This is a genomic window from Kitasatospora sp. NPDC041988, assembly GCF_055588525.1.
In genome coordinates, this window is sequence record NZ_JBVJCO010000006.1 from 213,690 (window position 1) to 236,553 (window position 22,864).

The 22,864-nt window shown below is 73.6% G+C and carries 20 protein-coding genes; 13 read left to right on the forward strand and 7 right to left on the reverse strand.

The features are described from left to right. Positions 1 to 182 precede the first annotated feature (182 nt). Together ACZ6NC_RS09290 and ACZ6NC_RS09295 are read left to right on the forward strand one after the other, a co-directional pair. Complete coding sequence (locus ACZ6NC_RS09290) at positions 183 to 716, forward strand: pyridoxamine 5'-phosphate oxidase family protein (RefSeq protein WP_465730589.1); 534 nt, start codon at positions 183 to 185, stop codon at positions 714 to 716. 83 nt (positions 717 to 799) lie between these two features. Next, positions 800 to 1,288 carry a glutathione peroxidase gene (locus ACZ6NC_RS09295; RefSeq protein WP_465730591.1) on the forward strand — a complete coding sequence of 163 codons (489 nt, stop codon included), beginning with the start codon at positions 800 to 802 and terminating at the stop codon, positions 1,286 to 1,288. 61 nt (positions 1,289 to 1,349) lie between these two features. Here the strand turns inward: ACZ6NC_RS09295 and ACZ6NC_RS09300 are convergent, their stop codons facing one another. Both ACZ6NC_RS09300 and ACZ6NC_RS09305 read right to left on the reverse strand, forming a co-directional pair. Beyond that, positions 1,350 to 2,123 (reverse strand): hypothetical protein, encoded by a 774-nt coding sequence (locus ACZ6NC_RS09300; RefSeq protein ID WP_465730593.1) that lies wholly within the window; start codon positions 2,121 to 2,123, stop codon positions 1,350 to 1,352. A gap of 117 nt (positions 2,124 to 2,240) precedes the next feature. Continuing rightward, positions 2,241 to 4,208, reverse strand: coding sequence for a protein kinase domain-containing protein (locus ACZ6NC_RS09305; RefSeq protein ID WP_465730595.1), 1,968 nt, complete (start codon positions 4,206 to 4,208; stop codon positions 2,241 to 2,243). A gap of 487 nt (positions 4,209 to 4,695) precedes the next feature. Between ACZ6NC_RS09305 and ACZ6NC_RS09310 the strand changes: the two genes are divergently transcribed. The 6 genes from ACZ6NC_RS09310 (at position 4,696) to ACZ6NC_RS09335 (ending at position 11,505) form a co-directional block, all read left to right on the forward strand. After that, positions 4,696 to 5,253, forward strand: a complete 558-nt coding sequence (locus tag ACZ6NC_RS09310) for a GNAT family N-acetyltransferase (RefSeq protein WP_465730597.1) — start codon at positions 4,696 to 4,698, stop codon at positions 5,251 to 5,253. Positions 5,254 to 5,496: 243 nt separating this feature from the next. After that, positions 5,497 to 6,696, forward strand: coding sequence for an SMI1/KNR4 family protein (locus ACZ6NC_RS09315; RefSeq protein WP_465730599.1), 1,200 nt, complete (start codon positions 5,497 to 5,499; stop codon positions 6,694 to 6,696). Positions 6,697 to 6,744: 48 nt separating this feature from the next. Further along, the gene (locus ACZ6NC_RS09320) at positions 6,745 to 7,173 is read left to right on the forward strand and encodes an SDR family oxidoreductase (protein ID WP_465730601.1); all 429 of its coding nucleotides are present in this window, start codon (positions 6,745 to 6,747) and stop codon (positions 7,171 to 7,173) included. Between the two features lie 33 nt (positions 7,174 to 7,206). Then, positions 7,207 to 7,638, forward strand: a complete 432-nt coding sequence (locus tag ACZ6NC_RS09325) for an NUDIX hydrolase (RefSeq protein ID WP_465730603.1) — start codon at positions 7,207 to 7,209, stop codon at positions 7,636 to 7,638. 587 nt (positions 7,639 to 8,225) lie between these two features. After that, entirely contained in the window at positions 8,226 to 8,810 is a 585-nt protein-coding gene (locus ACZ6NC_RS09330) for a hypothetical protein (protein ID WP_465730605.1), read from the forward strand. A 256-nt stretch (positions 8,811 to 9,066) separates the two neighbouring features. After that, entirely contained in the window at positions 9,067 to 11,505 is a 2,439-nt protein-coding gene (locus tag ACZ6NC_RS09335; protein WP_465730607.1) for a helicase C-terminal domain-containing protein, read from the forward strand. A gap of 126 nt (positions 11,506 to 11,631) precedes the next feature. On the opposite strand, the gene ACZ6NC_RS09340 is transcribed toward ACZ6NC_RS09335, so the two are convergent. Further along, entirely contained in the window at positions 11,632 to 12,126 is a 495-nt protein-coding gene (locus ACZ6NC_RS09340; RefSeq protein WP_465730609.1) for an SRPBCC family protein, read from the reverse strand. 127 nt (positions 12,127 to 12,253) lie between these two features. On the opposite strand from ACZ6NC_RS09340, the gene ACZ6NC_RS09345 reads away from it, so the two are divergent. Next, positions 12,254 to 12,955 (forward strand): TetR/AcrR family transcriptional regulator, encoded by a 702-nt coding sequence (locus ACZ6NC_RS09345; protein WP_465730611.1) that lies wholly within the window; start codon positions 12,254 to 12,256, stop codon positions 12,953 to 12,955. A 171-nt stretch (positions 12,956 to 13,126) separates the two neighbouring features. Here ACZ6NC_RS09345 and ACZ6NC_RS09350 read toward each other — a convergent pair whose 3' ends face one another. The 3 genes from ACZ6NC_RS09350 to ACZ6NC_RS09360 all read right to left on the reverse strand — a co-directional run bounded on the left by ACZ6NC_RS09350 (position 13,127) and on the right by ACZ6NC_RS09360 (position 17,488). After that, positions 13,127 to 14,173 carry a hypothetical protein gene (locus ACZ6NC_RS09350; RefSeq protein ID WP_465730613.1) on the reverse strand — a complete coding sequence of 349 codons (1,047 nt, stop codon included), beginning with the start codon at positions 14,171 to 14,173 and terminating at the stop codon, positions 13,127 to 13,129. 157 nt (positions 14,174 to 14,330) lie between these two features. Beyond that, a complete protein-coding gene (locus ACZ6NC_RS09355; protein WP_465730615.1) occupies positions 14,331 to 16,235 on the reverse strand; it encodes a protein kinase domain-containing protein in 1,905 nt (634 codons plus the stop codon). 326 nt (positions 16,236 to 16,561) lie between these two features. Continuing rightward, complete coding sequence (locus tag ACZ6NC_RS09360; protein ID WP_465730617.1) at positions 16,562 to 17,488, reverse strand: LysR family transcriptional regulator; 927 nt, start codon at positions 17,486 to 17,488, stop codon at positions 16,562 to 16,564. 83 nt (positions 17,489 to 17,571) lie between these two features. Here ACZ6NC_RS09360 and ACZ6NC_RS09365 point away from each other — a divergent pair, with 83 nt between their 5' ends. The 4 genes from ACZ6NC_RS09365 (at position 17,572) to ACZ6NC_RS09380 (ending at position 21,618) form a co-directional block, all read left to right on the forward strand. Continuing rightward, positions 17,572 to 18,276 carry a succinate dehydrogenase cytochrome b subunit gene (locus ACZ6NC_RS09365; RefSeq protein WP_465730619.1) on the forward strand — a complete coding sequence of 235 codons (705 nt, stop codon included), beginning with the start codon at positions 17,572 to 17,574 and terminating at the stop codon, positions 18,274 to 18,276. Continuing rightward, a complete protein-coding gene (locus ACZ6NC_RS09370; RefSeq protein WP_465730621.1) occupies positions 18,273 to 20,228 on the forward strand; it encodes a fumarate reductase/succinate dehydrogenase flavoprotein subunit in 1,956 nt (651 codons plus the stop codon). Before ACZ6NC_RS09365 ends, ACZ6NC_RS09370 begins: the two co-directional genes overlap by 4 nt. Beyond that, the gene (locus ACZ6NC_RS09375; RefSeq protein ID WP_465730623.1) at positions 20,225 to 20,962 is read left to right on the forward strand and encodes a succinate dehydrogenase/fumarate reductase iron-sulfur subunit; all 738 of its coding nucleotides are present in this window, start codon (positions 20,225 to 20,227) and stop codon (positions 20,960 to 20,962) included. Before ACZ6NC_RS09370 ends, ACZ6NC_RS09375 begins: the two co-directional genes overlap by 4 nt. 356 nt (positions 20,963 to 21,318) lie before the next feature. Further along, the gene (locus tag ACZ6NC_RS09380; RefSeq protein ID WP_465730625.1) at positions 21,319 to 21,618 is read left to right on the forward strand and encodes a hypothetical protein; all 300 of its coding nucleotides are present in this window, start codon (positions 21,319 to 21,321) and stop codon (positions 21,616 to 21,618) included. Between the two features lie 46 nt (positions 21,619 to 21,664). On the opposite strand, the gene ACZ6NC_RS09385 is transcribed toward ACZ6NC_RS09380, so the two are convergent. Continuing rightward, on the reverse strand, positions 21,665 to 22,591 hold the full coding sequence (locus ACZ6NC_RS09385) for a DUF2797 domain-containing protein (protein WP_465730627.1): 927 nt from the start codon (positions 22,589 to 22,591) through the stop codon (positions 21,665 to 21,667). Positions 22,592 to 22,864 lie beyond the last annotated feature (273 nt).

Sequence of the window (22,864 nt, forward strand, 5' to 3'; positions counted from 1 at the left end):
TGGGGGTGTGGGGCCAGGAGACGGCCGCGGGGGGTGCGGCCCCCCCCCCCCCCCCCCCGGAGCCGTCGCGCCCACCGCAGTTCGGGGCGGGCGCGTTCGGGCCGCCGACCGTGCGCGTACGTACCGAGGACCGCCCGCGCGCGACCGCCGCGCGCGGGCCCGGTCCCCGGGAGGCCCACGCCGTGTCCTTCACCATGAGCATCCCCGAGCGCGAGACCTTCCTGGCCGCCGTCCACGTCGGCGTCCTCGCCGTCGGCGGTGACGGCGGCGGTGACGGCGGCTACGGCGGCGGCAGCGGCTACGGCGGCGCCGAGCCGGGCCGGGGCCTGCTGGCCGTCCCGATCTGGTACTCCTACCGGCCCGGCGGCGTGCTCACCGTCCTCACCGGCCGGGACTCCGCCAAAGCCCGCCGGATCCGGTCCGCCGGCCGGTTCGCGCTCTGCGCCCAGCAGGAGGAGCCGCCCTGCCGGTACGTGAGCGTGGAGGGCCCGGTGGTCGCGATCGAGGACGGTGTCGACCCCGCCGAGCGGGCCGCGATGGCCCACCGCTACATGCCGCCCGCCACCGCCCGCGCCTACCTCGCCGCCACCACCGAGCAGCTGACCGCCGACATCGCCATCCGGATGCGGCCCGAGCGCTGGCACAGCGCCGACTTCGCCGCCGTCGCCGCCCGTTTCGATGCGAAGATCCCACCGGCCCGCGCGGAACACGCGTAGCCCGCTCGTGGTTGGGAGAGGCGGGGCGGCTACCGTTCCGTGACGAGTCCTGTCCCGACACCGACCATCCGAAGGGGACTTCCGTGAGCCTGTACGACATCCCGCTGCGCACCCTGTCCGGCGAGGCCGCCTCGCTGGGCGACTACAAGGGCAAGGCGCTGCTGATCGTCAACGTCGCCTCCAAGTGCGGCCTGACGCCCCAGTACGCCGGCCTGGAGCGGCTCCAGGAGCGGTACGCCGCGCGCGGCTTCACCGTGCTGGGCTTCCCGTCGAACCAGTTCGCCGGGCAGGAGCCGGGCAGCGCCGAGGAGATCCAGACCTTCTGCTCCACCACCTACGGCGTCTCCTTCCCGCTGTTCGACAAGACGGACGTCAACGGCGACGACCGCCACCCGCTCTACGCGGTGCTGACGCAGACCGCCGACGCCGAGGGCAAGGCCGGGGACGTCGCCTGGAACTTCGAGAAGTTCCTCATCTCCCCCGACGGCACCGTGGCAGCCCGCATCCGCCCGCGCACCGAGCCGGAGTCGGACGAGGTCATCGCCGCGATCGAGGCCCTGCTGCCGGCCTGACCCGCAGCACCGCCGCACGACGGGCCCGGGGCACCCGCCCCGGGCCTTTCGGCGTCAACGCTCACCCCTGGCAGGCGTAGGTGAACGAGGTGGCCGCCCCCAGACGCCGGGGCCCGAGGATGTCGACGGTCGCGGTCGCCCGCATCGTGCCGCGGCCGTCGAAGGACCAGCGGAGCACCAGCTCCGCCCGGCGCTCCCCGGAGTGCACCGATTGCACCAGCTCACCGGAGGATGTGCCGTCGCTGCGCAGCCAGCGGTAGCGGATGGTTCCCGCGTGGCCGTCGGTGCCGACCGTCGCGGTGATCACGGCGGTTCCGCCGCACGGCGGGCCGCCCGCCGGTTCCGCGCCGACGGTGACCCCGGTCAGCGCGAGCGGCGGCTCGGTCCGGCACCGGGCCGGCAGGAAGGCGAGCAGGGCGACCAGGACGGCCGCCGGGACCAGCCACCGGACGGCCCGGCGCCGACGCGGCCGGGCCTGCGGCAGCCAGGGCGGCGGCGCGCCATGCCACACCGCCGCCGCCACCGGTGGCACGCCGGGGCCGAACCGGCGCACCTCGTACTGCTGCGGGCCGTCGGCCGCCGGGGCAGACTCCGGCGGGACGGGTACGGGCTCCGGCGACCGGTCACCCGAGGTGCCCCAGACGGTCGGGGCGAGGAACGTGGCGCACTCGGCGTCCTCGGCGCCGGGCGTGGGGGACATGGCGGGCGCGGCGGGCGCGGCGCCGTCGAGCGGGACCGTCCGCTCGGGATCGGGATCGGGGCCGGCGCCGAGTCGGACGGTCCGCTCGGAACCGGGGCCGGCTCCCGGGCCGGGCTCCGGTCGGGGCAGGGGCATGGAGACCTCCGGGGACGTGCGACGGGAACGTACGGCGGAGAGGTGCGGTGGGGAGGTGTGTTGGGGTGGTGTGCTGGGGAGGCGCGGTGGAAACGTGCGGCAGGACCGCGGGCGGGATCAACCGGGCTGCCGGCAGTCGATGGCGGGCAGCTCCCGGTAGGCCGTCGGCGTGCTCTCCGGCCTGGGGTCACTGCCCACCCGGACGCCCCACTGGAGCTTGTCGTCGCCGCCGAAGTCGTGGGACCGGGTGAGGGTTACGGAGCCGGTGCCAAGCCGCACGGTGTCGGTGGCGATCGTCACGGGCGGGTTGATCGCGCCGGAGTGGTGCTGCCAGGAAACGGTGAGCGTGGCCCCCGGCGGCCCGGACGCCACGACGGTGATCCTGGCCTGGATGCCGAAGTGGCCGTTGTCCAGGCAGCTGATCGAGTCGACGTTCAGCGAGGTCACCCGGATCGCGGGCGGCGGCGCGGTGGTGGCAGAGGGCGGCAGCGGTTCGCTGACCGGCATGGACGGCGAGGCGCCGGTGGACGTGGACGGCGGGGTGCTACGGGGCGTGTCAGTGAGCCTGGGCGCGGGCGACGTGGTGGCGCCCGGGGTGGGCGGGCGGCTCGGTGTCGGGCCGGCCGTACGGCTCGACGTCGTACCGGAGGTGGGCGAAGGCGCGGGCGAGCGCGACTGCGACTGCGACTGCGACGGAGCCTGGGACGGGGACGGGGACGGAGACGGGGACGGAGACGACGCGGGGCTCGCCACGGGGGACGGCGGGGCGGTGGGCGTCCGGGTCGCCGAGGACCCGGCCGACGCCGTGGGATCGGACGGCCCGTCCGTCACCTCCCCGCCGGCTCCGCCCGCCGCGCCCAGCGTGGTGGTGACCCGCGGCACCGGGCTGCCGGTCACCGTCCGGTCCCCGCGGTCCGCAGCTCCGGCGAGCGCCACCCCGGCCAGCGAGGCCGCCGCGAGCGTGGCCGCCACCGCGCCGACGACCGCCCGGGCCGGCCGACGCCGCGGGTGCTCCACCCGCACCCGCTCGCGCAGCCCGAGCCGCCGGACGGTCCGGCGCGCGGAGGCGCCCCCACGCGGGTGGGCACCCCTGGCCGCCGAGGCACCGCTGCCCCGGTCGTGCGTGCCCCGGATCGCCGCAGCGCCCCGGCCGGCCCCGAGCCCCGTGTGCGCCAGCGCCGTCGCCCCGCCGGGCGGCGGCCCGGCCGCGCCCCACGGCAGCAACAGCGCCAGCAGGGCCACCAGGGTGGCGAGGTCGGCGCGCCCGCGCTCCTCCCACCGCTCTCCGTACCCGGCCGCGGCGACCGCCTCCAACTGCCGGACGAAATCCTCGGCTCCGGCCGGCCGCTCCTCCGGCCGCTTCGCCATCCCGGCCCTGACCAGCGGCCGGACGCGCTCCGGGACCAGCTCCTCCGGCACGGGGTGCTCCCGGTGCTGGACCGCCAGCTCCACGACCGTCCGGCCGGCGAACGGGCGGGTGCCGGTCAGGCACTCGAAGAAGGTCACGGTGGCGGCGTACACGTCGGCGGCGGGTGAGGCCGGCGCGGCCGTCCACTGCTCCGGCGCCAGGTAGGCCGGCGTACCGGAGATGTCCCGGTCGTCGCCGCTGGGCACGGCGATCCCGAAGTCGACCAGCTTGGTGGAGCCGTCCGCCGCGACCAGCACGTTGGCGGGCTTGTAGTCCCGGTGCACCAGGCCGCTCGCGTGAGCGGCGGCCAGCCCCAGCAGCGAGCCCTTCAGGACGACCAGCGCGGCCTCCGGCGTCGTCGCCCCCTCGGACTTGAGCAGCGTGCGCAGCGGCACGCCGTCCACCAGCTCCATCACGATCGCCGCGTGCGGCCCGGCCTCGACGTACTCGTAGAGCCGCGTGACGTACGGGGAGTCGACCCGCGCCAGGATCTGCGCTTCCTCGCGGAGGCCGGAGCCGCCCACCGCATCGAGCAGGTACTTGATCGCCACCGGCGTGCCGGTGCGGTCGTGGTGCGCGAGCACCACACGGCCGCTCGCCCCCGCGCCCAGCTCCCGCACCTGGGTGTAGTCCGGAAGGCGCCACTCGTCGGTTCTCCGCCCTGCCTCGTCCTGCATCGCCGGCCCCCTCAGCACGCCGTCCGGTCCGTCCTCGCCTGGTGCCACCGACGAGGCGGCCAGCGGCCCGGTTCCCGCTCCGGGTACCGTTCGAACCCCGCCGCCGACGGCTCGTACACCACCTTGGCCGTTCCCGCAGGCAGGCCGCCCGACCTGCGGGAACGACGAGCAGAAACACATCGGCGCACACGGGAGTCGCGCGCCACGGCCGCACGCTCCCCGAGTGCGCCGTCACTCCTCTGTCGCGGCCCCGACCCGCACCACCGCCGCTCACAGGAGCGACCCAGGGCCACCGCCCGGGGCCCTCCCGCGTCCACGCACGCTTGGAAAGCGCATTGGGGGCAACCCCTCACGAGTTCGAATCTCGTATCCTCCGCACCCGCCCGCCAGGGCAGACGAAGGACCCGACCGCACTGCGGTCGGGTCCTTCGTCGTTCCGTGGTTGCAGTTTTGGTTGCAGTTGCCAGGCGGCAAATGCCCCTGCGGAATGACCCTGCGAGCCCCTGAGGACGGCGGGAATGAACACGCCGCCCACCATGCGATGTGGGTGATTGGCGTTCGGGCTCCAAAGAACTTGGAGTGGTGGAGCGACCTGGCGGTGGTGACGACCGAGTCGCCGATCGCCTGGCGGAAGCTGGCATACCAGGTGGGGCGGATGCCGCAGAGGGAGAACCACTACGACGTCAACTCGTGGTCCCACCTTGGTGAGCCAGAACAGACCCCGGACAACGTACGCGCATACCTGCTGCAGGCCAACGGATACGTTATCGGCTACCTGGCGACCCACGACGTCAGCGAGCACCGCCGCTGGGACCTGCTCGACGAGTCGGAGTACGGCGATCAGGACGACACCCTACGTCCGTGCATCGACCTGATCTGGGTCGCAGACTCCTACCGCCGAAAGGGCGTTGGCGCGACGCTCGTACAGACCCTCGCCGACGATTCCGGGTGTCAGACCACCGATGTGTCGTGGTCGACCCCCGTCAGCGCCGCCGACCGGCGCCTCGCACGCCGGATCTCGCCCGAGGGCATCTGGATCAGCTGACGCGCCAAGCGGCATCCCAATCGACGCGCACTGGACGACTCGGCGGCGGCCCTCATCTGGTTCACCGACGCGGAGTTGATCAGGCTCGCGGACGTGCTCGGGCGCCCCGCGCGCCAGCTCCGGGCTCACCTCTGACTTCCACCCGCCGGCTGCCTGATCAACGTGACCAGGCCGACCTCACGCGATCAAGCTCGCATACTCTCGCTGGCATCTACTTGAGCCGCCCAACGCAGAGGAACTCACGTGAGCTTGGACGTAGCCGCCTTCACCACGCCACACCCGGAACGTTCGCCCGCGCCGGTCGTGGTCGACTGGACAGCGGTGGAGAAGTGGCTGGGACTCAGGCTTCCGGACGACTACAAGCAACTGGCCGACACCCACGGCCCGCTGGACTTTGGCGAGTACCTGTGGGTACACGTCCCCTGCGTCCAGGAGGACCGCTTCGACTACGGTGACTGGCTCCGCGACACCCACCGCGAGGCTCGCATCGAGGCCCGAGAACTGCCGGACCACGAGCAGCCCGCCATCTACCCCGAGCCAGGCGGACTGCTCGCCTGGGGCGAAACCCGGGGCACTGATGTCCTGTTCTGGGACACCTCCGTCTCCGAGAACCCCAACGAGTGGACCGTGGTCGTCAGCCACTCGGATGGCGTCCCTGGCAGCGGCCTGCGGCCCTGGCACCACTACGACCTCACCCTCAGCGGCTATCTGCGGCACACCGTCCGCGCGGAATGGGAGCTGCCGTCCCCACCCGGACCGTTGATCGGCCCCCTCCCCGGCACCATCGCCCGCACCGCCTTCCTGCCGACCGCACAGCCCTGGACCCCGCCCGAGCCCACCACTCCTCGGCTCACCGACGCCGAGCGCCGCACCGCCCTGGAAACCGGCACCGGCCTGGACGCCCTGCGTCTGCTGTCCCCGCCGCCAGGGGACCCCTACGTCGGCGGCGGCACATGGGCAGGACTCTTCGCCGAACTGGGCACAACGCTGCCGCGCGAGTACGTCACCCTCATGGACCTGTACGGCGCCGGCTGCTGGAGTGGCTGGCTGCGCTTCTTCACCCCGCTGCGCACCGGCGAGCGGCGTTACCTCCAGCACGTCGAGTCGACCACGGACGGATACCGGCAGCTCAAGGGCAACCATCCGCAGTGGTATCCGCTCGCCACCTGGCCCGAGCCCGGCGGGTTCCTCCCCTTCGCCAACTCCATCGACGGCGACCAACTCGGCTGGCTCACCGAAGGCGACGACCCGGACAGCTGGCCCCTCATCGTCTGGCCCCGCCACGCGGACCAGGGACCGCCGCTAAAACAGGGTCTGATCAACACTCTCCTTGCGTGGCAGCGCGGCACCTTCAGCACCGAAGGGCTGGCCGCGCTGGACGAGGATGACGACCCCGTCGAGTTCGCCAGCTTCGAATCCTGGGACGACAGCGCCTACTGGTAAGCCGCCTGCACCAACCCTGCTCAAGGCGACGCTGGTCACCAGGGTTCGGTGGCCTCAACGGCGACCAGCGCCCACCGAGCGCCGTTGCTGGCCTCGCGAACCACTCCGACAGCTCGTCGCTGGGGCCGCATCGTCAACATCGGCAGCGTCAACGCCCGCGCCGGACGGCCCGGCCTCACCGCCTACAGCACCGCCAAGGCCGGGCTGATCGGCTTCACCAGGTCGCTGGCCAGGGAACTTGGCCCGGCCGGAATCTGCGTGAACACTGTCCTCCCCGGGGCCATCCAGGTCGAGGCGGAGAACGACCTGCCCGCCCATCACCGCGCCCGACCCGAGGACCAGATCCGCCGCCAGTGCGTCCAGCGCCGGGGCCGCCCCGAGGACGTCGCCGCCGCAGCGGCCTTCCTCGCCGGCCCGAGCGCGTCCTTCATCACCGGCCAGTCGTTGCACGTCGACGGCGGCTGGATCCTCCACTGACCGCCAGCACCACCGAGACAGGAAGAGACCACCATGCAGCACCGCGTCCGCGCCGTCCTCCTCACCCCGAACAACACCACGCTGCTGATCAAGCGCATCCGCCCCGGCATCGACCCGTACTGGGTGATCGTCGGCGGCAAGATCGAACCGACCGACGCCAGCCCCGAGGACGCTCTGCAGCGCGAGATCCACGAGGAGATCGCCGGCGAGGCCAAGATCGTCAGCCTCCTCCACACCCTGGAGACCGACGAGGAGCGCCAGGACTTCTACCTCGCCACCATCGACAAGTGGAGCTTCGAGGACCGCACCGGCCCCGAGTTCAGCCAGGAAGGCCGCGGCGATTACATCCTGGAGGAGATCCCCCTGACCGCCGAAGCCCTCGACGCGATCAACCTCCTGCCCCAGGAGATCGCCACCGTCCTCCGCGAGGCCGTCGAGCGCGGAGAACTCCTCGCTACCAAGTAGTCCGAGGAGAGTACGGCCTGCCGAACGCCAGCCGTATCCGGCAGGCCGCGCTCAGGCCAGAGTGCCGCAAGAGGATCTCCCGCAGTGTGCGTCTGTGCAGCCATTGCTTTACAAAGGCCGAACTACATAAGGCTGTTGACACGGGGCGCGGCGCCGAGGGATGGCGCGCCGTGCCGTAGTGGTGAATGCGGGGAAAAGTCTGCGCGAGGTCCACCTGCTGCCACACACTTGATCACGAAGTGTCTAAATAACCGAACCTGTCCCTCCCGTGCGGCCGGATTAAGCCGTTCGTGATCAAGCGAGGCTGAACACGCCGGAGAAGATGGGGAGTTCGTAGCGGTCGATGATGCCGTTGAAGCCGACGTGGACGTCGATCAGCCCGTCGAGGTCGTACTGGAACGGGATGTCCATCTGCTTGACGACGAACGGGGTGAGGGTCAGCGGGAACCGGGCGGCCCGGTCACCCTGGCAAGCGCGCCCAACTGGCGGTACCTTCTTACGAGTTCGGCACACTGGAGCGGGTGGGGGCGGCCGTGGCAAGTGAACCGCAGCAGGATCCGGCGAATCGCAGAGGGCCCGACCCCCACGTGGAGGTCGCCAGGATCACCCGGAGCGGCGCGATCACCGCTGCCGTGATCACCGGCGTCCTCGCGGTGGTGGCGTCGGCGGTCCCGTTCTACTTCCTCGGCCACGAGCAGGGTGAGGCGTCCGCCGCCCAGCCCACCGTCACCACCACTGTCACCGTCACCGCTCCGGCGCCACAGGGAAACACCGGCGGGACCAACTCGACCAGCCCGTCGACCAGCCCGTCGGCCAAGTCGTCGGCCTCGACAAAGGCGTGGACCGACGTCCAGGCGGTCTTCACGACCAAGGACGGCCAGCAGATCCGCATGCCGGCATCGACCGTCCGGTTCTGCGTCTCCACCGGTACGGGGGTCAGGCTGGACGAGAGTCGGGACGTGACGTTCGACAAGATGGTCCGTCTGAAGGTGGAGAACTCCTCTCCCGCACTCACCCCCGGTGGGACGGCCAAACTGACCATCACCCTGGTCGGCAGCGCAACGCCTCTGGTCGGGACGATCACCTCGGGCTGCGACTTCATCGGGCAGGCGGACACCGGCCGCGTCAGCTACTACCCGGACAAGCTGGCGAGCATTCAGTTCGAGCGCTGACTGCTCGTGCTGCACCTCCGCCGCGAAGGCCCGGAGCGGTCCGGGCCTTCGTCGTACCCGGTACGTTCCCAGCGCTGCGTTCCGGGCGGCAGGCGGTCGGCTTCGTTCTCACCATACGCAACATGGTTCAGAGGTCGTCCACGGACTGACCTCGACCGCTTCCCTCCGTCGTGTGACGCGCGCAACCCGCTTCATACGCCATGCTTGAGCTCCCGGCCGGTTCCGGCGCGGAATGACATCCGTCCTACATGGTGAGGTGTTCCCCATCGGCACGGCGAGCGAATCGACCCTGGCCGCCTGGCTGCACGGTGTCGGCGGACCGCGGTTGGAGCGGGTCCTGGCGGCGCGCCCGGACGCCGCGGCGGCTCCCGAGCCGCGGTCGGTCGGCGAACTGGCGGACCGGCTTCAGCGCCCGGCGTCAGTGGCCCTGGCACTGCCCGGGCTCACGCTGCCGGACCTGCAGGTGGCGGAGGCCGTGGCCGCGCTGACGCCCACGCCCCGGAACGTCCTGGCGGGCATCCTGGACGCGACGGACGGGGAACGCTCGCGCGGGTTGGACGCGGTGCTGGAGGCGCTGGCCGATCGCGCCCTGGTGTGGCCGGGCGGCGATGGCCTGCTGCACATGGCGGGACCGCTGCGGCAAGCCTGGGATTCACCCCTGGAGTTGGACGCGCCGCTGGAACGGCTGCTCGTGGACGCCGGCTCCGACGAACTGGGCCGCATGGTGACGACGCTGGGCCTCAAGCCGGCCAGTGGTCGCAAACAGCAGCGGCTGGCCGCGCTGGTCGGCCATCACAGCGATCCCGCCCGGGTCACCTCGCTGGTGGCCAAGGCCCCCGCGGCCACCCGGAGACTCCTTGAGCAACGGGCGGTTCAGGCTCCCGGGCGTCCGGACTTCACCTTGTTCGGGACTGCTCGGGACGACGGCGAGCCGGGTGCACGATGGGCGCTGGAGCGGGGGCTGCTGGTCCGGGACCGTCGCTGGTACGGGCCCGCCCGCATGCCCGCGGAGGTGGCGCTGGCGCTGCGCGGCTTCGGCTGGCACGCGCCGTTCACAGCCGTCCCACCCGTCCTGCAGTCGGCACCCGTCACGGCTTCCGAGATCGACCGGGAGGCCTCGGCCGCCGCGATGGCGTTCGCCGTCCACGCCTCATCCGTCCTGGCGGTGTGCGCCGCCTCTCCGTCGGCCCGGCTCAAGTCCGGCGGGATCGGCGCACGTGAGCTGTCCCGGATCGGCAGGGCGGCGAAGTGCGAGGAGCTGGTGGTACGCCTCGTGCTGGAGACGGCGAACGCGGCCGGGCTGCTGGCCCGCGACGGCGACCAGGTCGCGGCGACGGAGGCCTACGACACCTGGGCCGGGGAGGAGCCGGCCGACCGGCTCGCCGTGCTTCTCCGGGCGTGGTGGACACTGCCGCTGACCCCCGGCGGGAGCCGCGACGAGGACGGGAAGGCACTGCCGGCCCTCGCCGGAACACCGCCGTGCGCCGGCTGTGTACAGGCCCGGCACGGGCTGCTCACGGCCACGACGCAGCTTCCGGTAGGCGAGGGCGCGACGAATCCGGCGGAGCTGGGGGCGCTGATCGCGTGGCACCGTCCGCTCGCCGACGAACTCCCCCAGGACGTCACACCGTTCGCCACCGTGATCCGCGAATCGGAACTGCTCGGCGTACTCGCTCTCGGGGCCCTGTCCCCGATCGGGGACGCCCTGCTCGCCGATGACGCCGAAGCTGTGGCGTCCGTCTGTCGGCAGCTGCTGCCCGCCGCCACCGGGACCGCCCGCTTCGGCAGCGACCTCACGGCCGTCGTCGCCGGGACGCCGTCGGCGTCCCTCTGCACGCTGCTGGACTCCGTCGCCGACCGGGAGACCGCCGGTGCGGCGTCCGTGTGGCGGTTCAGTCCGGGAAGCGTCCGCCGCGCCCTCGACGCGGGCCACACCCCCGACGCCATGGCGGCCGACCTCGCGGCCGTCGCCGTCGAGCCGCTTCCCCAACCGCTCTCGTACCTGCTTCACGACACCGCACGCAGCCACGGCCGCGTGCGCGTCGTCTCCGCAGCCTGCGTGATCCACGGCGAGGAGCCCGGCCTGCTGGCCGAACTGGCCGCCCACCGCAAGCTCGCCCCGCTCGGCCTGCGGCAACTGGCACCGACGGTGCTGGTCAGCCGGACTCCACCGGACAAGACGCTCGCGGCACTGCGGTCCGCGGGCTACGCCCCCGTCGCCGAGAAACCCGACGGGTCCGTCCGTATCGAGCGGGCCCCGTGTCATCGCGTGGCAGGCCCGGTCCCGCCGCCGCGCCTGCCCCGCGGCAAGTCCCGCCCGCCGCAGACGGGCCCCCGTACGGCGCGCACCCTGACGGCCGCCGGCCGGAGCGCCCTTGCCGCCCGACTACGCGCCGCCCCGCAGGACGTCCCGGAGCCGGACCCGTACGACGAGCGCCCCTACGACAGCGACACCGAGGAGATCATCGCCGGATACGCGCGCAACTTGTCCTTCGCCGACGTCCGCCAGCTCGCCCATGCCGTCAACGAAGGCCAGTCGGTCACGATCGAGTACGTCGCCACCTCGGGCAGCGAGACCGTCCGCACCCTCAGCCGGCTCGATCTCGATGCGCCCTACCTCAACGCCTGGTGTCACCTGCGGAACGACGAACGGATGTTCACCCTCTCCCGCATCCACGGGGTGATGCCCTCGTAGCCTGGTGCGCGAACGAGCTCACCGTGCGGAAGCGGCGGTGCTCGGGGGTGCCGAGCCAAGCCGTCGGACCGGTGCCGTGAGAAGCGCCGCGCCGCCTGCGCGTCACGTTCGCCCGGCGGGTGGTCATCAGGACCGCTCGGCCTCGGCCTTCACCGCGTTCAGGAACTGCCGGTGCTGGGCGCGCAGGCGGCCCTCGCCGAAGAACAGCGGGACGAGCGGGGCGGCCATCGACTCCTCCATGCGGAAGAGGGTCGCACCGTCCCCGGTGGGGGTCAGAACGAGGCGGTCGATCGCCTTGACGCCCATCGCCACGCCCGTGAACGTCAGTTCCCGGCCGGGATCGACGACGGCGAAGCGCCCGGTGATCCGGGTCCGCCCGATCGCCCAGGTGAACCGGGCGTCGACGGCCACCCCTTCGTCCAGGCTCAGCAGCCGGTAGCCCGGGCGCACCCGGCCCCACCCCGGGAGGTCGGCCAGCACCTCCCACACCCGGTCCGCCGACGCCTCGATCCGGATCTCCGAGGCAGAGGTGACCGGTGCGGCCTCGTCGATCCGGCGCTCCTTGGCGTACTCCTGGTGCAGCGTCTCGAGCGACGGGCCGGTGTAGAGCAGCTTGGACATGACGGATCCCTCCCAGTTCGAGAGCGGCGCTCTCTTCTGAGAGCAATGCTCTCTCCTCGGTCGGGGCGAGTCAAGAGCACCGCTCTCGTTCCAGTGCGCCGCTCTCCTCCTCTGCTAGCGTGCCTCCATGACAGCCAGCCGCAGCGCCCGCGCAGACGTCCGAGCCGAACTGACCCGGCAGATCACCGACATCGCCCGGCAGCAACTCGCCACCTCGGGAGCGAGCGGTCTCTCGCTGCGGGCGGTGGCCCGGGAGATGGGCATGGTCTCGTCCGCGATCTACCGCTACTTCGCCTCCCGCGACGAACTGCTCACCGCGCTGATCATCGACGCGTACAACGCGCTCGGCGACGCCCTGGAGCACGCGGTCACCACCCGGCCCGCCGGGGACCCCACCGGCCGCTGGCTGGCGCTCTGCCGCGCCCTGCGGGCCTGGGCGCTCGCCCACCCGCACGAGTACGCCCTGCTGTACGGCTCCCCCGTCCCCGGCTACCGGGCTCCGCAGGACACCGTCGCGCCCGCGATGCGCGGCACGCTGGCCTTCGGCCGGATCGTCGCCGACGCCCACCGTGCGACGGCCCTCGCCGTCCCCGAACACCTCCCCGTTCCCCCGCCGACCCTCGGCCCGGACGCCGAACGGGTCCGCGCGGTGATGCCGGAGGTGCCGGACGACGTGGTCTACCGCGCCCTCACCGCCTGGACCGGGCTGTTCGGCTGGCTCGGCTTCGAGCTGTCCGGCCAGTTCGCCGGCACGATCCTCGACCCGGAGGCCGCGTTCGAGCACAACGCCCGCACCCTGGCCGCCCTGATCGGCCTCGCCCCCGCCTGACCGACCGACGACGGCAGCCTGTGGGCCCGGACCCACCGCTCGACGACGGCCCGGGCGGTGATCCGCGGCGCCCTCGCCCCGGCACCGTCAAGAGCCACCTGGCGACCGTTCAGAACAGGCTCGGTGACCGCAACCGCGTCGAGGCCGCCGCCCGGGCACGGGAGAGCCCTCTCACGGACAGCGGTAGGCGAACGAGGCGGCCGCGGTCCGGGCCCCCGGTGAGAGGATCTCCAGCGTCGCGGTGGCCTGGAGCGAGCCCTGGCCCTCGAAGCTCCAGCGCAGCACCAGGTCGGTGCGGTGCGCGCCGACACGGACGTCCTGGGCGAGCTCGCCCGAGGTGGTGCCGTCACTGCGCAGCCAGCGGTACCGGATGGTGCCGGCCCCGCCGTTGGTCTCCACCCCGGCCGTGATCACCGCCGTACCGCCGCAGCCGGGGCCCGCGGAGTCGGTGGTCACGCCGACACCGGTGACCGCCAGGGGCGGCATGGTGAAGCGCCAGAACAGGAAGGCCAGGACGGCCAGCAGCACCGCCGCCGGCACCAGCCACCGCCGCACCCGACGCGGGCGGCGCGGCTGCTGCGCCTCCGGCCCGGCGGCGCCGTGCCAGACCGCGGCGGCCTGCGGCGGAACACCGGGGCCGAACCGGCGCAACTCACCCGGGGCGAGCGGCCGTTCGTCCGACGGGCCGTCGACCGGCGATCCGTCAGCCGACGAGCCGTCCGCCGGTGGTGGACCGGGCGGCGGTGTGGCGCCGGTGTCTGCCGGGCCGGCCGCCTCCGTGGTGCGGGTCGAGGGCGGGGCGGGCACGGCGCTTCCGTAGGCCGGGGTCTGCACGCGTGTGGTGGTCTTGCCCGCTTCCGGGGCATCGCCCCAGACCCGGGGGTCGAGGAAGGTCGCGCTCGCGGCGTCGTCGCCGTCGAGCCGGGCGGTGGCCTCGGAGTCGGGCCCGCCGGCGGCCGGTGCCCCGGCGCCCCGGTCCGGTTTGACGGTCCGCTCGTTCGCCGCCGGCGCGGACCCGAGCCGGACCGTCCGCTCGGCGTCCTCGGCACCCTCGGCACCCTCGGGCCCCGAAGCGAGCCGCACGGTCTTCTCGGTGCCCTTCGGCGCGGACCGGAGCCGGGCGGTCTGCTCGGCGTCCTCCGGGCCTGCGCCGAGCCGTACGGTCTGGTCGTCGGCCGCGCCCGGGACCGGGGCGGAGTCGGGGCGGGGCGTGGGCATGGCTTCTCCAACGGGCGGGGCGGGTCGGGTGGTTCGGGGCCGGCGGTGACCGGCCGGATCGGTACCGGGGTGCGGCGGAGGACTCAACGGCGCGGGACTGAGCGGCGCAGGACAGACCGGCGCAGGACTCAACGGCGCGGGACCAAGCGACGCGGGCTCAGCGAGGCGGGTCGCACAGGTAGGCGGCCATCGTGCCCGACGTCTTGCCCGGCGTGGCCGCCGCCGGCGTGGTGCCGACGCTCACGCCCCAGGTCGGGAAGGTGTCGGCCGAGCCGAAGTCGTGCGCACGCGTGACGGTGGCCCGGCCGTCGCGGACCACCACCGTGTCGGTCCCGACGGTGACCGCCCGTCCGCCCGAGGTGTGGAACCAGTTCAGCGTCAGTGTGCCGGTGCCCGTGCCCTGGGCGACCACCGTCACCGTCGCGGTCAGGCTCCAACGGCCGCTGCAGGTCAGCGAGTCCAGGTTCACCGAGCTGACCGCGATGGTCGCCGGGGCGACGGTCGGGGTCGGCGTGACCGGGGCGAGGGTCAGGGTCGGCACCGCGGTGGTCGCGGTGGGGCCGGCGGGCGGGGCCGGCGGCGCCGTGGTGGTGGGGCCGCCGCCGGGCGGGGCCGGCGGCAGGCCGGTGGTGGGGGCGCCACCGGCAGGCGGCTTACCGGGGGCCGTGGGCATCTTGCCGGTCGGCGCGGCCGTGGGAGAGCTGGTCGGCGTCGCGGAGCCGCTCGGGCTGCCGGAGACCGTGGACGACGGGGCGGTCGGGCTGGACGGCTGCTCGGCGCCCGGGGTTTCCGTGGCACCGCCCGCCGTGGGCGACGGGCCGCCCGTCGGGTCGGGTGCGCCGAGCGTGGTGGTGGCCTCCGGGGTGGCGCCACCGACGACCGTGCGGGCACCGCCGTCGGCGGCCCCCGCCATCGCCATGCCGGCCAGCGTGGCCAGGGTCAGGGTGCCGGCGACGACGCCGGCGAGCGCCTTGCCACGACTGCTCAGACGCACGCCGCGACGGACCAGCGTCTCCCGGACGGCGGCGGCCGGCGCGGTGTCGGCACCGGCTGCGGCCTGCGCCCCCGCCGACGTGTCGGCGCCGCCCACGGCGGTGTGGGCCAGCGAGGTGCCGCCCGCCGCACCGCCGGCACCGGGCAGCAGCAGGGCGAGCAGGGCGACCAGCGCCGTCAGGTCGAGCCGGCCCTTCTCCTCCCACTCCCGGCCGTACTCGGCCGCCGCGACGGCCTCCAGCTCCTCGACCAGGGCGGCCGCGCTCCCGGGCCGGGCCTGCGGGTCCTTGGCGAGGCCTGCCAGGATCAGCGGCCGGACCGGGTCGGGCGCCAGCTCGGCCGGGATCGGCGCCTCCGTGTGCTGGACGGCGAGTTCGGCGATCGTGGCGCCCCCGTACGGGCGGGCGCCGGTGAGGCACTCGAAGAAGGTGACGGTGGCGGCGTAGACGTCACCGGCCGGCGAGGCGGGCCGGCCCGCCCACTGCTCGGGCGGCATGTAGGCGGGGGTGCCGGAGACGTCGCGGTCGTCGCCGGCCGGCACCGCGATGCCGAAGTCGACCAGCTTGGAGATGCCGGAGGTGTCGACCAGCACGTTGGCGGGCTTGTAGTCGCGGTGCACCACCCCGGCGTCGTGGGCGGCGGCCAGGCCCAGCAGGGAACCCTTCAGGACCACCAGGGCGGCCTCCGGGGTGGTGGCGCCCTCCGCACGGAGCAGGTCGCGCAGCGCGATCCCGTCCACCAGCTCCATCACGATGGCCGAGCCCCGCTCGCCCTCCACGTACTCGTAGAGCCGGGTGACGTGCGGGGAGTCGATGGTCGCGAGGACCTGCGCCTCCGCGCGGAGGGCGGGTGTGCCGACGGAGCCGTGCAGGTACTTGATCGCGACGGGGGTGTCGGTCTCCCGGTGGCGGGCGAGCACGACCCGGCCGCTCGCTCCGGCGCCGAGCTCCCGGCCGTGGAGGTAGTCGGGGAGCTCCCAGGGGCGCTCGTCCTCGATCACCGGTTCGCCGCCCGCGGGGGCGGTGCCGCCCCCGCCCGGTCTGCCGTCCTGCTGCTTCCCGTCGTCCATCGCCGTACTCTCCCCGCGCCTGCCTGCTCCGCTCTGCGGCGACGCACCATACGGCACCGCAGCCACTGCCTGTGACGCGGCCTGTGAACAGCGGGTTCCGGGCCGGTGGCTCCGTAAGGTCACGATTTGGGTGATTCGCACAGCGTGCCAACCATTCGCCCGCGCGGCACGGTTCGGCGGCCCGGCTCGGCGGCACGGTCCGGCGGCCCGGCCGACGCCTCGGCCGGCGGGGCACAGGGCACCGGGGGCACGGCTCACCGGACCGGGAACGGGCGCACCACAGCGGGCAGGCTCACCACAGGGGCGCGCTCACCACAGCAGCGTGCTCACGACAGCAGCAGCCGGGTGCCCGGCGGCAGCTCGCCCGCCCGGGCCGCGTCGCGCAGGTGGGTGAGCAGGCTCTCGCGCAGCGCGGCCGCCGCCCGGGTGAGCGGCACCTCGTGCCCATGCGCCACGGCGATGGTCCGCCCCAGCCCGGGCCCGGCGAACGGGGTGACGGCCAGACCCGAGCGGGCGGCCACCATGCCCGGCAGCACGGCCGGCCCGAGCCCGGCCCGGACGAAGCCGAGCACCGCGTCCATCTCGCCGCCCTCCACGGCGAACTCCGGCTCGAACCCGGCCGCCCGGCAGGCCGCCAGGGTGGCCTCGCGCAGGTCGTAGCCCTCACGGAACATCACCAGCGGCCGCCCGCGCAGCTCCGTCACCCGGACCGTGCGCCGCCGGCCTTGCGCGGACCGGGCGACCAGCACCAGCTCCTCGTGCAGCAGCTCCGTGACGTCCAGCGCCGAAACCGCCTCGCCGCTCGGCGGGGTGATGATCAGCGCGAGGTCCAGCTCCCCCGCCGCCAGCGTCCGGACCAGGTCGCGCGAGCCGCCCTCCCGGACCACCAGCGCCACCCCCGGGTAGCGGTCCCGGAAGACCCGCAGCACGTCCGGCACCAGGCTGGTGCAGAGGCTCGGCGGCGCCCCCAGCCGCACCCGGCCGCGGCGCAGCTGCACCGTCTCCTGGACGGCCAGCCGGGCGCTCTCGGTGTCGGCCAGGATGCGCCGGGCCAGCGGCAGCAGTGCGTCGCCGGCGTCGGTGAGGGCGATGTTGCCGCGGGTGCGGTGGAACAGTTCCGCGCCCAACTCCCGCTCCAGTGCGCGGATCTGCTGGGAGAGCGAGGGCTGGGCGACATGCGCCGCCTCGGCCGCCCGGGTGAAGTGGCGGGTCTCGGCGACGGCGAGGAAGTAGCGGAGTTGCTGGAGCTGCACAGCTCTCAGAATAGGTCAAGCCTATCGTCACAAGCCGCATCATGTCTTGGACGGACCGTCCGCCGCTCCCTACCGTTGCAGCCATGACAACCGCGACTCGGACGGCCCGGCATCCGTCCACCCTGGAGACCCTGTGGCGGTCGACCGTCGGCAAGAAGGCGGTCATGGCCGTCAGCGGACTGGTCATGCTGCTGTACCTGGTCGCGCACATGCTGGGCAACCTCAAGATCTTCTTCGGCCCGGACGAGCTCAACGGCTACGCGCACTGGCTGCGCACCCTCGGCGAGCCGTTCCTGCGCTACGAGTGGTTCCTCTGGATCGCCCGGGCGGGCCTGCTCGCCGCCGTCCTGCTGCACGGCGTGGCCGCGTACCAGCTCAGCCGGCGCGACCTCGCCGCCCGGCCCACCAAGTACGTGCACCAGCGGCGGCGGGCCTCCTACGCCACCCGGACGATGCGCTGGGGCGGGGTGATCCTGGCGCTCTTCATCGTCTGGCACATCCTCGACCTGACCACGCTCACCGTGAACCCGGCCGCGGAGCACGGGCACCCGTACCAGAACATCGTGGCCTCCTTCTCCCACTGGTACAGCGGCGTGATCTACATCGTCGCGATGCTCGCCGTCGGCCTGCACGTCCGGCACGGGTTCTGGAGCGCCGCGCAGACCCTCGGCGCCAACAACGCCCGCTGGGACAAGGCGTTGAAGCTGACCGCCAACGGCCTGGCGCTGGTGCTGACCGTGGGCTTCCTGTCCGTCCCCGTGGCCGTGATGACCGGAGTGGTGAGTTGAACACGCAGGCGTCGTACAGCGACTACCGGGTCGGCGAGCCGGTCGCCGACACCAGGGCCCCCGGCGGGCCGATCGAACAGCGGTGGGACCAGCGGCGGTTCGACGCCAAGCTGGTCAACCCGGCCAACCGGCGCAAGCACACCGTCATCGTGGTCGGCACCGGCCTGGCCGGCGGCGCGGCCGGCGCGACGCTCGCCGAACAGGGCTACCACGTCGTGCAGTTCTGCTTCCAGGACTCCCCCCGGCGGGCCCACTCCATCGCCGCCCAGGGCGGCATCAACGCGGCCAAGAACTACCGCAACGACGGCGACTCCATCCGCCGGCTCTTCTACGACACCGTCAAGGGCGGCGACTTCCGCGCCCGCGAGTCCAACGTGCACCGCCTCGCCCAGGTCTCGGTGGAGATCATCGACCAGTGCGTGGCCCAGGGCGTCCCCTTCGCCCGCGAGTACGGCGGCCTGCTCGACACCCGCTCCTTCGGCGGCGTCCAGGTCTCCCGCACCTTCTACGCCCGCGGCCAGACCGGCCAGCAGCTGCTGCTCGGCGCCTACCAGGCGCTGGAGCGCCAGATCGCCGCCGGGAACGTGGAGATGCACCCGCGCACCGAGATGCTCGACCTGCTGGTGATCGACGGCCGGGCCCGCGGCATCGTCGCCCGTGACCTGGTGACCGGCAGGATCTCCACCTACACCGCCGACGCGGTGGTGCTCGCCAGCGGCGGGTACGGCAACGTCTTCTACCTCTCCACCAACGCCAAGAACTCCAACGCCACCGCCGTCTGGCGGGCCCACCGGCGCGGCGCGCACTTCGCCAACCCGTGCTTCACCCAGATCCACCCGACCTGCATCCCGCGCTCCGGCGACCACCAGTCCAAGCTCACCCTGATGAGCGAGTCGCTGCGCAACGACGGCCGGATCTGGGTGCCGAAGGCCAAGGGCGACACCCGGCCCCCCGGCGAGATCCCCGAGGCCGAGCGGGACTACTACCTGGAGCGGATCTACCCGTCCTTCGGCAACCTGGTGCCGCGCGACATCGCCTCCCGGGCCGCCAAGAACGTCTGCGACGAGGGCCGCGGCGTCGGCCCCGGCGGCCAGGGCGTCTACCTGGACTTCGCCGACGCCATCCACCGGCTCGGCCGGGACGCCGTCGAGGCCAAGTACGGCAACCTGTTCGAGATGTACGAGCGGATCACCGCCGAGGACCCGTACCGGGTGCCGATGCGGATCTACCCGGCGATCCACTACACGATGGGCGGGCTCTGGGTCGACTACGACCTGCAGACCTCCGTGCCGGGCCTGTTCGCGATCGGCGAGGCCAACTTCTCCGACCACGGCGCCAACCGGCTCGGCGCCAGCGCCCTCATGCAGGGCCTCGCGGACGGCTACTTCGTCCTCCCGCCGACCCTCAACGACTACCTGGCCCGCCACCCGCTGCCCGCCGTCCCGGCCGACCACCGCGCGATCACCGAGGTGGAGGCCGAGGTGACGGACCGGCTGAACCTCATCCTCGCCGTCGACGGCGACCGGACGCCCGACTCCTTCCACCGCGAGCTGGGCGAACTCCTCTGGGACAAGTGCGGGATGGCCCGCGACGCGGCCGGCCTGCGGCAGGCCCTGGACCGGATCCCGCAGCTGCGCGAGGAGTTCTGGCGCCGAATCAAGGTGCCGGGGACGGGCGCCGAGCTCAACCAGTCGCTGGAGAAGGCCAACCGGCTGGTCGACTACTTCGAGCTGGCCGAGCTGATGTGCCTGGACGCCCTGCACCGCGCCGAGTCCTGCGGCGGCCACTTCCGCACCGAGAGCCAGACCGAGGACGGCGAGGCCGCCCGGCGCGACGAGGAGTTCAGCTACGCCGCCGCCTGGGAGTTCACCGGCACCGGCACCGCCCCCGTGCTGCACCGCGAACACCTCGACTTCGAACACGTCCACCCCACCCAGCGGAGCTACGCATGAACCTCACCCTGCGCATCTGGCGCCAGGCGGGCCCGGACGCGGCCGGCTCGATGACCACCTACCAGGTCAGCGGGATCAGCCCCGACATGTCCTTCCTGGAGATGCTGGACACCCTCAACGAGGAGCTGATCACCCGCGGCGACTCGCCGGTGGCCTTCGACCACGACTGCCGGGAGGGCATCTGCGGCGCCTGCGGCATGGTCATCAACGGCCAGGCGCACGGCCCGGAGCGGACCACCACCTGCCAGCTGCACATGCGGCACTTCAAGGACGGCGACACCATCGACATCGAGCCGTGGCGGGCCTCGGCCTTCCCGGTGGTCAAGGACCTGGTGGTGGACCGCTCCGCGTTCGACCGGATCATCGGTTCCGGCGGCTACATCACCGCCCCCACCGGCAGCGCCCCCGACGCGCACGCCACCCCGGTGCCCAAGGAGGCCGCCGACACGGCCTTCGAGCACGCCGAGTGCATCGGCTGCGGCGCCTGCGTGGCGGCCTGCCCGAACGGTTCGGCGATGCTCTTCACCTCCGCCAAGGTGGTCCACCTCAACGTGCTCCCGCAGGGCGCGCCGGAGCGGAAGTCCCGGGTGCGGAACATGGTCGCCGCGATGGACGCCGAGGGCTTCGGCGGCTGCACCAACACCGGCGAGTGCGCCACCGCCTGTCCCAAGGGCATCCCGCTGCCCAGCATCGCCGCGATGAACCGCGAGTTCCTCCGCAGCGCGACGGGCTGACCGCGTGACCGTAGGGCCCCTCCCGCCCGGAGGGGCCCTACGCATGTGCCGGGTGCGCCCCTCCCGCCGCGGCGCATGCGACGGGTGGGGCGTGCGGTCGGGCTGCGCGCTCCCCGGAGGAGTGGTGGTTCGTCAGGACCGCTGCTCCGCCCACGGATTTCGCGCTACGGTGGTCCCCGCGCCAAGGAGGGTCATATGCCCGAGGTTCAGGCCTGTACCGGGTGTGGCGGGTCCGGGGGGACCCAGAAGACCGAGGCCACGGTCGAACTGGACGAGGAAGGAAGCATGGTGCCGAAGCTCAACACCTTCTGGTCGCCATGCGGTCGGTGCCACGGATCCGGGACGGTGATCGTCGGATGAGGATGGTCTTCGAGTGCGTCGAGTGCGGCAGCCACTACCTGCCGCCCGAGGAGATGGCGTACCCGGACGGGCCCGCCTCCCCCCTCTGGTGCACGCGCTGCCAGACGGAGAAGCGGGCGGCGGGCGTCCGCGAGGACCCGCTGCTCGCCCGGGTGGCGCTGGCCGCCGCCCGGGCCGCACTCGCCGGGCGGGCAGCCGCCGAGGCACCCCCCGCGCGCGACGTCCGGCCGTCGCGGCCGCCGCTCTCGCGCCGGGCCCGGTCCGGGCCGGGCGGGGTGCGCAGCAAGCTGGTGTGAGGCCGCGGGGCACGAGGGCGGCGTGACCAGTCACGAGGGGGCGTGATCAGAACAGCGCCTCCTGGGTGTCCGCCTCCTGCGGACGGACCCGGGGCCGTACGGTCAGGCCCGATGCCGGGCGGCCGGGTGCCGGGGTGAGCGTCCAGCCGGTGAGCAGGCGGGTGTCGAGCAGCAGCGGTTCGGCGTCGCCCGGCTGGTCGAGCAGCAGGTAGCGGCCGATCGGCGGGCGCAGCGTCCCGGCGACGACCGCGCCGGGGGCCAGGGCGTCGATCTGCCCGTACGCGGCGGGGGCGCCGTCGGCCAGGCCGTAGAGGTCGACGTGGTCGGTGACGGGGTGGTCGGCCAGCAGCTCCACCGCGTGCCCGTCGAGCAGGTGGTGGGCCCGGGCGCGGGCGTCGGCGAGGATCTGCCGGCGTTGCGAGGCGTCGCCGTGCCGCCACCAGTGCTGCGTCTTCGTCTTGCCGGTGAACCGCTCGCGGGCCAGGCCGGAGGCGGCGACGGTGAGTTCGGCCCGGCGGACGGCGGGCAGCGGCCCCCGGGCGGCGAACGTCCAGGCGAGTGCGCCCTGTTCGAGCAGCCGGTTGGTGCCGCGCTGCTCGGCGGTCAGGCCCACCTTGAGCAGGCCGTCGCCGAACCAGGCGAGGTAGAGCCGGTAGGTGCGGCCGTCGTCGAGGATCTGGTCGCGGGCGAGGGCCAGCCCGCGGTCCACGCTCTGGCAGGCGGGGCACTGGACGGCACCGCCGTCCGGTTCGATGACGGCGTGGTGCGGGCAGGGCGTCCGCTCGGTGGCCCCGGCCAGCCAGGCGCCGGTGCACCTGCGCGGCCCGGCCAGCAGCCAGCCGACCGACGTGCCCGGTACGACGGCCCGCTCGTGCACCCGGCGCCCGTTGACCGCGCTCAGCACCGGCCGCCCGTCCTGCCACTGCAGGCCGGTGGAGATCCACCCGCCGCCCGTCTGCTGCGGTGCGTTCACGCCCGCCCTTCCCTCGTGCCCGCCGTTCCCGTCAGGCGCGCCTTGCCGACCCTCGTGCCCGCCGTTCCCGTCGCGCGCCCTTGCCTCCGAACCAGCGAGGTTACCCGCCGCCTCGGACAACCGGGCCGTGGAGACAGTGGAGGTGGTGGAAGCGGTGCGCGGGTGGGGGGGGGGGGGGGGGGGGGGGGACCCACCACGGGGGGGGGTTGGGGGGACACAGGGGTTACCCCGAAGTGCGGGGGAGACCTCGTTTCCCCCTCTGTTGCGCGCCCC